At 41.0% G+C, this 12,008-nt stretch carries 11 protein-coding genes; 9 read left to right on the top strand and 2 right to left on the bottom strand.

Annotated elements, in window-relative coordinates; all coding sequences use genetic code 11:
- Positions 1 to 20: 20 nt before the first annotated feature.
- Positions 21 to 1,151 (bottom strand): tRNA guanosine(34) transglycosylase Tgt, encoded by a 1,131-nt coding sequence (gene tgt / locus BM156_RS00250; protein WP_093917816.1) that lies wholly within the window; start codon positions 1,149 to 1,151, stop codon positions 21 to 23.
- 139 nt (positions 1,152 to 1,290) lie between these two features.
- Between tgt and BM156_RS00245 the strand changes: the two genes are divergently transcribed.
- The 9 genes from BM156_RS00245 to BM156_RS00205 all read left to right on the top strand — a co-directional run bounded on the left by BM156_RS00245 (position 1,291) and on the right by BM156_RS00205 (position 10,129).
- On the top strand, positions 1,291 to 2,418 hold the full coding sequence (locus BM156_RS00245) for a glycosyltransferase family 2 protein (protein WP_093917815.1): 1,128 nt from the start codon (positions 1,291 to 1,293) through the stop codon (positions 2,416 to 2,418).
- Entirely contained in the window at positions 2,409 to 3,020 is a 612-nt protein-coding gene (locus tag BM156_RS00240; RefSeq protein ID WP_093917814.1) for an RNA polymerase sigma factor, read from the top strand. Before BM156_RS00245 ends, BM156_RS00240 begins: the two co-directional genes overlap by 10 nt.
- Before the next feature lie 69 nt (positions 3,021 to 3,089).
- Positions 3,090 to 3,725 carry a 16S rRNA (guanine(527)-N(7))-methyltransferase RsmG gene (gene rsmG, locus BM156_RS00235; protein WP_093917813.1) on the top strand — a complete coding sequence of 212 codons (636 nt, stop codon included), beginning with the start codon at positions 3,090 to 3,092 and terminating at the stop codon, positions 3,723 to 3,725.
- A gap of 88 nt (positions 3,726 to 3,813) precedes the next feature.
- Entirely contained in the window at positions 3,814 to 3,972 is a 159-nt protein-coding gene (rpmH, locus tag BM156_RS00230; RefSeq protein WP_093917812.1) for a 50S ribosomal protein L34, read from the top strand.
- A gap of 265 nt (positions 3,973 to 4,237) precedes the next feature.
- Positions 4,238 to 5,044, top strand: a complete 807-nt coding sequence (locus tag BM156_RS00225; protein WP_093917811.1) for a PASTA domain-containing protein — start codon at positions 4,238 to 4,240, stop codon at positions 5,042 to 5,044.
- A gap of 3 nt (positions 5,045 to 5,047) precedes the next feature.
- Positions 5,048 to 6,106 carry an RluA family pseudouridine synthase gene (locus BM156_RS00220; protein ID WP_093917810.1) on the top strand — a complete coding sequence of 353 codons (1,059 nt, stop codon included), beginning with the start codon at positions 5,048 to 5,050 and terminating at the stop codon, positions 6,104 to 6,106.
- Positions 6,107 to 6,210: 104 nt separating this feature from the next.
- Positions 6,211 to 7,188 (top strand): D-alanine--D-alanine ligase, encoded by a 978-nt coding sequence (locus BM156_RS00215; protein WP_093917809.1) that lies wholly within the window; start codon positions 6,211 to 6,213, stop codon positions 7,186 to 7,188.
- 129 nt (positions 7,189 to 7,317) lie between these two features.
- A complete protein-coding gene (dnaB, locus tag BM156_RS00210) occupies positions 7,318 to 8,865 on the top strand; it encodes a replicative DNA helicase (RefSeq protein WP_093917808.1) in 1,548 nt (515 codons plus the stop codon).
- Entirely contained in the window at positions 8,831 to 10,129 is a 1,299-nt protein-coding gene (locus tag BM156_RS00205; RefSeq protein ID WP_170846809.1) for an asparagine synthetase B, read from the top strand. The genes dnaB and BM156_RS00205 overlap by 35 nt, the downstream gene beginning before the upstream one ends.
- Before the next feature lie 258 nt (positions 10,130 to 10,387).
- On the opposite strand, the gene BM156_RS00200 is transcribed toward BM156_RS00205, so the two are convergent.
- Positions 10,388 to 11,998 carry a RagB/SusD family nutrient uptake outer membrane protein gene (locus tag BM156_RS00200; RefSeq protein WP_093917806.1) on the bottom strand — a complete coding sequence of 537 codons (1,611 nt, stop codon included), beginning with the start codon at positions 11,996 to 11,998 and terminating at the stop codon, positions 10,388 to 10,390.
- Positions 11,999 to 12,008: the final 10 nt, after the last annotated feature.

Raw genomic sequence — 12,008 nt, 5'->3', positions numbered from 1 at the left:
AAATAGCTTTTCAATATATATTACAAGCGTTGCCCTAGTTTTTGGACCATTTCTTCTTTCCAGCTTTTAAAGGTGTCAGCCATAATCTGACGACGGGCTTCTTTCACCAGCCAAAGGTAAAAAGCCAGGTTGTGTTGACTGGCGATTTGAGCACCTAGCATTTCGTTGGCCACGATCAAATGACGCAAAAATGCTTTGGAATATTGTTTATCAACGTAAGAAGTTCCGTCTGGATCAACGGGCGAAAAGTCATCAGCCCACTTCTTGTTTTTGATGTTGATGATTCCATTCTGAGTGAAAAGCATTCCATTGCGTCCGTTGCGGGTTGGCATAACGCAGTCGAACATATCTACTCCACGGTCTATACCTTCCAAAATATTGATTGGTGTGCCGACTCCCATCAGGTAGCGAGGTTTTTCTTTCGGAAGAATCGGGTTGACAACCTCAATCATGGCATACATATCAGCCTCAGGTTCTCCAACTGATAGCCCTCCGATGGCATATCCGTCACTTGGAATTGTGGTTACATGCTTGGCGGCAGTTTCGCGCAGCTGGGGATAAACTCCCCCTTGCACAATGGGGAAAAGCGATTGGTTATGTCCATACAAAGGTTTGGTTTTAGCCATCTGGTTCACACAGCGGTCAAGCCAACGTTGGGTTAATTCTAATGATTTTTTAGCATAGTCGAAATCGGCATCTCCCGGAGTACATTCATCAAATGCCATAATGATGTCTGCTCCAATTTTTCGTTGCGTATCGATGACATTCTCTGGAGTAAATAGATGGCGAGAGCCGTCAATATGTGACTGAAACCGAGCGCCTTCTTCGGTAAGTTTTCGAATGTCGCCTAGCGAAAAAACCTGGTAGCCACCGCTGTCGGTGAGGATTGGTCCATCCCATCCGTTAAAACGATGGAGACCGCCAGCCTCTTCGATGATTGCTGTCCCGGGGCGCAAATACAAATGGTAGGTATTACCTAATATAATTTGGGCTTGTATGTCCTCTTTGAGTTCTTTAACGTGAATCCCTTTCACTGACCCGGCTGTTCCAACGGGCATGAAAATAGGAGTTTCAATTGTGCCATGTCCGGTTTGTAAACTTCCGGCTCTGGCTTCGCTGTTAACTGCTTGATGATGAAGCGTAAAATCCATGCAATATTTTTTGAGTGCTCAAAGATAGGCATAAAAGTTAAACCACCAGAAAATCGCTGTTTTCAGTAGGTGTTAATTTAATTTAAAAATGGTGCACGTAAGTGTAATTGATTGCTAATTTTGCGTGTAAATTCTAATCATGAGCCTCGATTTTTTTGACCGAACACTAAGTGAATGGATAGCTCCTGGTATTTTTCTAGGGGCTTTTATTCTGGAGCTTTTCTTCCTGTTGTTTTTCTATTTTCGTTTGTTATTTCTGAAGAAAACAACAGAAACCATTTTGGAGAAGCCTCTCACTGTCTGTTTGTGCGTGCGAAACGAGGAAGATCGAATTGAACATATTTTGCAACAATTGCTGACACAGGATTACGGGAACTACGAAGTGGTTGTGGTGGATGATTTCTCTGAAGATTGCACCATTCAGAAGGTTGGACAGCTTGCAAAAAAATACCCACGATTAAAGTTTACTTCGATCAGTCAGGAAACCAGTTTTTCTGAGAAAATGGCCATTAATCTGGCGCTAAAAGCAGCTCATTCAGAGTGGGTCGTGTTTCTGCGTCCCGATAATGAATTAATATCTCCATTATTTTTAAAGAAGGTCAATGATGCAATTACCGAATCGAGTTTCTTATTGAATTATACAAACCAGCAGGCCGGAAAAGGCTTTCGAAATCATTGCTGTCGTGTCGAGCGTTTTACGGCATTTTTATCCACGGCTGCTTATGGTTTAGTCGGGCACAAGGCATTTTACAATGATTCAAACGTTGTTTTTCACAAGGAGCTCTATTTTGAGCAGTCTGGATTTAGAGGGAAAATGAATGCCTATTATGCCAATTTAGAGCTGGTTTTTAATGACTCCGGGAAACGAAAAGTAAGTGTTTTGGTTGATCCGGAGACAATGATCCGAGAGGAGCGGACTTGTTTTCCCGGTGATTTCTCTGAACTCGTTAAAAAACGGTTGAGAATTAATAGGCAGTTAGGGGCAGGGAAACGTTTTGTCCATTTTCTGGAAGACTTGTCGAAATTTCTGCTTTGGGGAGCTTTTGCCTGGTTATTAATTACTGAACCAATGAATTGGTTGTTTATAACGATTCCTGTAGTGATTGTTTTATTCTTGCAACTTTTTGTAGTCAAAACTATGACTACCCGTTTGAATGAAGCGAAAATCTTTTTATCTTCGTTCGTATACATGTACATCAGACCGGTACTTAATTGGTACCATGCAGGGAAGATTTACATTCTCGATAAAAGAAATAAATGGAATTGAATCCTAATTTGTCTGATAAGGCTCAGCAAGATTTTGCCTTGGTTGAATCCGCCTTACAAGGGGATGAAAAAGCATTTGCAAAGCTGTTAAGTAAATACAAAGATGCCATCTATTTCATGCTTCTAAAGATGGTGAATAACAAGAGCGATGCGGAAGACTTAACGATTGAAGCTTTTGGTAAAGCCTTTAAAAACCTGCATCAATACTCTCCAAGCTATGCTTTTAGTACGTGGTTGTTTAAAATTGCTTCCAACAACTGCATCGATTTCTTGAGAAAAAAGAAAGGCGTGCATATTCCGATTGAGAATAATCAGGACAATAGTGACAATGATCAGTCGGTACGCCTAAAATCAAAAGATCCGGATCCGGAAGAAAAGCTGATCCGAATTCAAAAAGCCATTCTTTTAAGAAAAATCGTTCATCGGCTAAAACCACGCTATCGGACTTTGGTCGAACTTCGATATTTTAGAGAGTATTCCTACGAAGAGATTGCAAAAGAATTAAATTTGCCGCTCGGAACTGTTAAGGCACAATTATTCCGAGCTCGTGAAATGCTTTTCAAGATGATTGAGTCAACCGAGATGGATGATCAGGAATCATAGTTGAAGGGCTAAACGAAGCGCTAAGGGAAAGGGCAAAGCAACTGTTCCTTCTTAACACATGAACAAGCAATGGATATTATTACAAAATATTTTCCGGATTTAACACCTCGGCAGTTGGAGCAATTTGAACAGCTGGGAGAACTTTACAAAGAATGGAATGAAAAAATCAATGTCATTTCTCGAAAAGACATTGATCAATTGTATGAAAGGCATGTGCTTCATTCTATGGGGATCGCCAAATACATTCAATTTACGCCCGGAACAAAAATTATGGATGTTGGTACCGGAGGTGGTTTTCCGGGCATTCCACTGGCCATTTTATTCCCGGAAACCCACTTCCGTTTAGTCGATTCGATTGCCAAAAAAATTAAAGTGGTTGAAGGAGTTAGCCAAAGTTTAGGATTGACCAATGTGCTGGCAGAACAGGCAAGAGCCGAGAAGGTTAATGATGAGTTTGATTTTGTTGTAAGCCGCGCAGTTACTGCTTTCCCGAAGTTTGTTTCGTTGGTTCGAAGAAAGATCTCTGCGAACCAAAAAAATTCGATGCCCAATGGTATTTTGTACCTAAAAGGTGGCGATTTTCTGGAAGAGTTGGAACCATTTAAAAAGCAAGTTCAGGTTTTCCCTTTGAGCGATCAATTTGAGGAAGCTTTTTTTGAGACTAAAAAACTCATTCATTTGAGGTTAAAAAAAACAGGAAAATAATTTCTAATATTTTGGAAGGAATCAAAAAAGGATTATTTTTGCAGTCCGAAAATAAGGAAGAGTACATCACACATAAAAATATTGACAAATGAAAAGGACATTTCAACCATCAAACAGGAAGCGCAGAAATAAGCATGGTTTTCGTGCGAAAATGGCTTCTACTAGCGGACGTAAGGTATTGAAACTGCGCCGTGCGAAAGGAAGAAAGAAATTGACTGTTTCTGATGAGCCTCGTCATAAGCGTTAAGATCAGAATATATAGTCGTTAAGATACATGAAAAGGTGAAGAATAAAGTTCTTTACCTTTTTTTGTGTTTATTTGTTCCTTCCTGGCATTTCCATTGCTGAATTATCTTTTTTATTCCTGTTCACATACTAATTTTTACGCTATTTTTGTTTCTTTAAAAGAAATAGGATAACTGTAGAAGAAAGGATTGAGTGTGTGCCCGTTTGTCACAAGCTGAGTGTATTTTTACTTCTATTCTGGATAGGTTATCACTAATATTAAATTTATGAGTTTCAAGGGATATCTGATTAATAAGCGTTTTTGGCTTAATGTGTTGCTGGCAATTATTCTTACAATTGCGCTGTTGCTTGCAACGATGTATGCTTTGCGTGTGTATACCAATCACGGCGAATCCTTTGCTGTTCCTGATTTTACAGGAATGCCATTAGAAGATGTGAAGCAAGAAATTCTGGTGAGAGAGTTGCAGTTTCAGGTAACCGATTCACTTTATTTGAAAGATGCGATCCCTGGCTCTGTAATTGGACAAATGCCAGAAGCGGGCTTTATGGTAAAGCGCGGAAGGACAATTTTTATGACTATTTGTGCAACGAAACCAGAGCAGGTGGCAATGCCCAAGCTGACAGATATTTCATACCGACAGGCTCTTAACTTGATGATGAGTTATGGATTAAATGTAGGGAATGTTGATTATGTACCATCGGAATTTCCTAATTTGGTCTTAGAGCAAAAGCAATACGGCGAAGTTGTTGCGGAAGGACAGTTGGTAAGCAAAGGATCAAATATTGATTTAACTGTTGGGCAAAATCGCTATGGTGAAAGAACCGAGATTCCTAATTTGCTGGGAGTTCTAGTTGATCAGGCGAATGAATTGTTGACAGCGTCCTACTTGAACGTAGGAGCAATAATCTACGATGAGTCTTTTGATGAAGAGACGGATACGCTTAGTGCCCGAGTTTGGCAGCAGCGTCCCGAACCTGTTCCCGGAGCAAAAATTGATCAAGGAACATCGATTGATATCTGGTTGACAGTAGATGAAGAGAAAATTGAAAAAGCCAACGAAAAAGAGTTTTAGATCATGGTTGAAGATAAAGATATGCGGGATGATGAAGAACTGGGTGATCCGGAAGAAGGTGGTATGTATGAGCATTACAAGTTAGAGGTTGATCCGGGGCAGAAACTCTTACGCGTTGATAAATACTTGGTCAATCGAATCGATAATGCTTCTAGAAGCCGGATTCAGTCTGCAGCTGATGCTGGGAATATCTTGGTGAATGGTGAATCGGTAAAGTCAAATTATAAGGTTAAACCAGGCGATGAGGTTAGTATCGTGATGGATTTCCCTCGTCGTGAATTGAAGATTATTCCGGAAGATATCCCGTTGAATATCGTTTATGAAGACGATGAGCTATTGGTTGTTAATAAACAGCCCGGTTTGGTTGTGCATCCGGGGCACGGGAATTACACTGGAACTTTGGTGAATGCGCTAGCTTATTATTACAAAGATCTGCCATTGTTTAAAACAACTGATCCAAGACCTGGACTGGTGCATCGCATTGATAAAAATACCTCTGGCTTAATGGTTGTCGCAAAAACCGAAAGGGCCAAGATTAAGTTGGCTCAGCAGTTTTTTGAGAAGACCACGAAGCGACAGTATGTTGCTTTGGTATGGGGAAACCTGAAAGAACCAGCCGGAACAATTGAAGGAAATATTGGTCGAAGCATGAAGGATCGGCAAATTTTCACGGTTTATCCTGAAGGTGACCATGGAAAGCATGCCGTTACCCACTATAAGGTATTGGAAGAATTGGGCTATGTTAATTTAATTCAATGCCAGTTGGAAACTGGGCGGACGCACCAAATCCGGGTGCATATGAAATACTTGGGACACCCACTTTTTAACGATGATACTTACGGTGGGGATCAAGTATTGAGAGGAACAACTTTTTCGAAGTATAAACAGTTTGTTCACAACTGTTTTAAGATGTTGCCGCGTCAAGCTCTGCATGCAAAAACCTTGGGCTTTGTGCATCCGGTAACTGGTGAAGAGATGCTTTTTGATTCGGAACTTCCTGATGATATGATTCAGGTGATTGATCGTTGGCGGGATTATATTTCGAATCGGAGTATTGATTAGGGAAGGCCTTCGTTTTTTTGAAGAGTGAAAGTAATTAAATAGAAGCTTTTTAAGAGTTTAAGGCAGATTGAAAGTCTTGAGTCTTGGTCCTAATTTTTTAACGAATGAAAAAAAATATCGCAGTTGTTTATGGAGGTGACTCCTCAGAATATGTAGTCTCAGTCAAGAGTAGCAAAAACGTGCTGAATTCCATTAACCAGGAGCTGTTCAAACCTTGGGCAGTTGAAATGAAAGGAACCGACTGGAAGTTGGTTGTTGATGGCGAGCCCGTTGCTGATATCGACAAGCAAAATTTTTCGGTTCGTTACAAAGGGCAGAATATTCGGTTTGATTTTGCTTACATTACCATTCACGGAACACCTGGAGAAGATGGCATTTTGCAAGGCTACTTCGATTTATTGAAAATTCCATATTCAACCTGCGGGGTGCAGTCTTCGGCGTTAACGTTCAATAAATATTATTGCAGTAACTATTTGAAAAACTTTGGTTTTTCAATGGCTAAATCAGCGAGGCTAACAAAAGGAGAAGTGCTTGATGTTGATGCTTTAGTTGAAGAGTTGGGGCTTCCTGTTTTTGTGAAACCGAATGCTGGTGGCTCCAGTTTTGGAATTACCAAAGTAAAACGAAAAGAAGACCTTCAGAAAGCCGTTGAAAAAGCTTGGGAAGAAAGCTCGGATGCTTTGGTTGAGGAGTTTGTTGAAGGACTCGAAATAACCAGCGGATTGGTGAAAATGGGCGACAAAGCTTTGGTATTTCCGGTGACAGAAGTATTGCCCAAAAATGAGTTTTTTGATTTCGAAGCCAAGTACACAAAAGGTGCTACTGAAGAAATAACGCCAGCTCGAATTTCAGACGAATTGACTCAAAAATGTCAGCAACTATCATCTCGAATTTATGATTTGTGTGACTGTAAAGGAATCGTGCGAGTAGATTACATTCTGAGAGATGGGGAGTTTTATTTTCTGGAGGTGAATACTACCCCGGGAATGACCGCAACTAGTTTTATTCCACAACAAATTGAGGCAATGGGAGAAACCCTTGAAGAGGTTTTGACCCAAATTATTCAATACGAGTTGAAGTAATTTGAAGTTAGAAAATAACAAAAGTGAGGGTTAGATTGGTCTTCATTTTTTGTTACCTTTAAGATTCCCACGGCCGAAAAAATAGCGCTAAACAAATAATTGAATATCAATTGCTTTATAAATTGAAGTATGGCAGCAGAGAGAAAAAGTAATAAGAAAGTATCGTCAATTGAGCAGATCAATGCCCAGTACGGAAAACTACCACCGCAGGCTATTGATGTGGAGGAGGCTGTTTTGGGAGCTTTGATGCTGGAGCGAGATGCTTATGTTTCTGTTGCTGATATTATTGATACAGCAAGCTTCTATAAAGAAGAACATAAAAAGATTTTTGAAGCCATTAAGTATCTGTCAACTCATGAGAAACCGGTTGACTTGTTGATGGTAACGCAACAGTTGAAAGATCTGGGAGAATTAGAGGCTGTTGGAGGTCCCTTATATATCACTCAATTAACCAGTCGAGTTGCTTCAGCTGCCCATATTGAGTTTCACGCCCGAATTATTGCTCAAAAGTATATTCAGCGAGAGTTGATCCGTGTGTCAACGGAGATCCAGACAAAGGCATACGACGACAATATGGATGTGGATGACCTGATTGACTTTTCTGAAACAGCACTGTTCCAGGTTGCTGAGGGAAACATTAAAAAAGAAACCTTGCCGATTAAACCCCTTTTGAAGGAGGCTGCTTTGTTGATAGAAGAGGCTTCGAAACGCGAGGATGGGTTGAGTGGGGTTCCGAGCGGATTTACAGCTTTAGACCGAATGACTTCGGGATGGCAAAAGACCGACTTGGTGATTGTTGCTGCCCGTCCTGCGATGGGGAAAACAGCTTTCGTACTTTCCATGGCGCGGAACATGGCTGTAGAGCACAAGCGGGGAGTGGCAGTATTCTCATTGGAGATGTCCTCCGTACAGCTGGTAAACAGGGTAATTGCTGCTGAAACAGAACTGGGCTCAGAAAAGATTAAAAATGGTAACTTAATGGACTGGGAGTGGGAACATTTCAACAGAAAGTTGAACTTATTGGAAGATGCCCCGCTGTTTATTGACGATACACCGGCATTATCTATTTTTGAGTTTAGGGCCAAATGCCGTCGATTAAAGATGCAGCATAACATTGGCGTTGTTATTGTCGACTACCTTCAGTTGATGACAGCTGGTGATGCTGGAAAAGGGAGTCGTGAGCAAGAGGTGAGTATGATCTCTCGATCGCTAAAAGCCATTGCGAAAGAGCTGGATATTCCTATTTTGGCACTTTCCCAGTTGAACCGTTCGGTGGAGTCGCGTGAAGGAAAGCGTCCTCAGCTATCTGACTTGAGGGAATCTGGAGCAATTGAGCAGGATGCCGACTTGGTATTGTTTATTCACCGTCCGGAGTATTATGGAATTACCGAAGACGAGAATGGGAATTCACTACTGGGTGTTGCTGAAATTATCATTGCCAAGCACAGGAATGGTTCGGTCGGAGATGTTCAGTTAGCCTTTAAGAAACAACAAGTTAAGTTTTGTGATTTGGAAACTGTAATTCCGGAAGAGATTGGCGGAGGTATTGTAGGGCAGACATTTGGATCGAAAATGAATGACGATATGGGAGGCGTTGAAATGCCTGTTAACAGCGGCTTTGAATCTGAAAATTCCGATTCCTATGAGGTACCTAAATCAGATGATATTCCATTCTAAAAAATTCAAAAAACTGTTCTTGTTTATATGCTTTTCGCTATTAGTTGCGCAAAGTAGTTTTGCTGTCTATCTGTTGGTTCCAATGGATGGAAAGCAAAAGGATCATTTAAAAGCTTATGGAATTGCTTACTGGACCTTGGAGCAAGCCATTGAAGTAAAATGGCTTTTGAACTATCGGGGAGGCAGTTTTCTGATTCCCTATTACGAAGAGATTGAAAACGAATGTTTGGTTCGTGGGGTAAGTGTGGAGAAAATTGCTGACGCTCAATCCAACGCTATTTTGTCCGAAATTGCGCTTCCTGAGGTCAATCAGGATGCAATAAGCATGCAGAAAGCGCCTAAAGTTGCCGTTTATTCTCCGCCCAATAAACAGCCATGGGACGATGCGGTTACCTTGGTATTAACCTATGCCGAGATTCCCTACGATGTCATCTACGATGAAGAAATATTAACGGATCAACTTAAAGATTACGATTGGCTTCATTTGCACCACGAAGATTTTACCGGGCAGTTTGGGAAGTTTTATCGTTCCTACCAACACATGCCATGGTACCAGCAGGAAGTTAATACCAATAAGGCATTGGCTGAGCGAATGGGATTTGCAAAGGTATCTGAAATGAAACGGGCTGTGGCCAAGCAAATACAAGCTTACATCGCTCAAGGGGGATTCTTATTCGCCATGTGTGCAGCAACCGACACGTATGACATTGCCATTGCTGCAGATGGGATTGATATCTGTGAATCCATGTTCGATGGAGATCCGGCTGACCCGCATATGAATGAGAAACTGAATTATGATCATGCTTTGGCTTTCCACAATTTTAAGGTTGTGAAAGATCCATTTGAGTATGAATTTTCGGATATTGATGTTTCGGTGACAAGAAAAGTGAGACCTACCGAAGACTATTTTACGCTATTTGATTTTTCGGCCAAATGGGATCCGGTACCTACCATGTTGACCCAAAACCACCAGCGTATTATAAAGGGATTTATGGGGCAAACTACGGCTTTTAATCATCAATTGGTAAAGCCCAATGTTCTGATTATGGGGGAGAATAAAGCAGCAGGAGAGGCCCGTTATATTCATGGTGAGCTTGGTAAAGGATTTTGGACTTTTTATGGAGGACACGATCCTGAAGATTACCGTCACTTAGTAGGTGATCCACCTACCGACTTAAGCCTTCATCCTACTTCTCCGGGCTACCGCCTAATCTTAAATAATATTCTTTTTCCCGCAGCAAAAAAGAAAAAGCAGAAGACGTGATACTAGTGTTTGGAGTATTATCGAAACAGTTTCTTGAGGGGATATTATTCTATTTTTGGTATCGATGTAAGTTTCTCTGGTATTGTTATATGCTTAATCTGCTTTTTTGTTTCGGTGTATGAGTTACCAAGTGTTAAGGCGGGAACAAATCAAGGATATTTCTAAAAGAAAGGAAGTCAATTCTATTCGAATTGACCTCCTTTGATATTGTTAAGTTTGCTTAATTTCCATGTTTTGTAAAAATGGAAGATTAGCAAATTAGATATCTTCTACTGGAGTTGGTTTTGATGCATGAGGGTTGTTGTCAGCCTCGCTCAAAGATGGGTTGGCTTGAATTTCAGCCTCCGGAATACGCCAAAGTAGAATATTATCTTTGGGAGGAATATTAAATATCGTTGTCGCATTTGGATATCCAGCACCTCTACGATCAACCCCTTTGTTTAAACGCATAATATCGAACCAATTCAGGCCTTCACCCCACAGCTCAATACGACGCTGATTGAATACTTCCTCCTGGATGTCAGTCGCGGAAGTTGCTTGGCAAACATAGTCCGGATTACGGTATGTTTTCACGAAGTTTTCCAAGGTTGACTTGCCGTCTGCTCCGCTCATCGCTTCAGCTTCTGCCTTAATTAAGTACATCTCTTCAATACGCATCAGAGGAATGTCGTTGGCATTTGTTGAGTTTCCAACGATATTATTATAAGGAGCAAATTTAACTTGAGTAAAAGCCGGGTAACCGGTTTTTACCATTTTTTCAGCTTGTTCTTCATTTAAATTTGGTGAAGTTAAGTCTTCATCAATCCACCATCCTTTACGAACATCACTTGCAGGAATTGATTCAAACAGTATTTTGTTGATTTGTTTTCCTCCTGAGTAGTTGGCATAGCCCCAGTTTAGTGATCCGATGTGAGAAATCCAGTTTACAATACCGGAAGTAACAACCCTGTCAGTCTCATTGATGACAATACCCCACATCCAGTTTGCTTCATTAACAGTCCAGAAAGCAGGTTTCTTTACATCTTCGATGCTTGCAGGAGCAGCACTCGATAGCTCAATTGCTTTTGCTGCATCACTAGCTGCCTCAGACCACTTTTGCATGGTTAGGTTGATCCGAGCACGGATCCCATAGGCAACAGATAGGTCAACATAGCGTTTGTCTTTACGAGCTATTCCTTCTCCCTCTGCCTTAGTTAGCAGGTCGATAGCCTTGTCAATGTCTGATTGAATCAATTCGTAAACTTCTTTCACGGTAGCGCGTGGTGCACCGTTTATCGCTGTTTCATCTGAATTTTCATTGGTAACAATGGGTACACAAAGAGCTGATTCATTGCCAACATAGTTGAATTGGAATAGTTGAGCTAGAACCCAATAGCTAAAAGATCGGGTTGCTAGTCCTTGTCCTAAATAGAACTGACGAGTGGGGTCTTCAACATCCAATGGATTGGCTCCAATAACACTGTTGGTCATGTCAATGATGGCGTACATTTCATTCCATATGATTTGAACTTCTCGAGAGGTATGTTCCCGGTCTGTATAGTCAAGATCATTGCCAGTCCAGTTGTAACCATTGTCTTCAGATATTACATCGTTTCCATTGGCATCAGTGAACATCATTAAAGCACCATAGCCAAAATCGTTATGACGTTCGGCGTCAAAAACCTTCTCGTTTGGAGCAAAAACGGAAAACTGAGCAAAAATGGAGTTGACTCCAGCTTCGGCCTTAGATGGGTCGTTGTTCACAACCTCATCTTTTTGCGAATCTGTAACTTCTTTCCCCCCAGGGAGTGTATCCAAATCCTCGCAGCTTGTTAATGCTAAGGAAAGGGATGCGATTAGTGCAAGAAAATATATTTTATTAATATTCATCGTTTTCAAT

This window comes from Sunxiuqinia elliptica, from assembly GCF_900113005.1.
Classification (GTDB): Bacteria; Bacteroidota; Bacteroidia; order Bacteroidales; family Prolixibacteraceae; genus Sunxiuqinia; species Sunxiuqinia elliptica.
The sequence above is the reverse complement of the archived record's forward strand: the minus strand, read 5'-3'. Positions and strand labels throughout refer to the sequence as shown.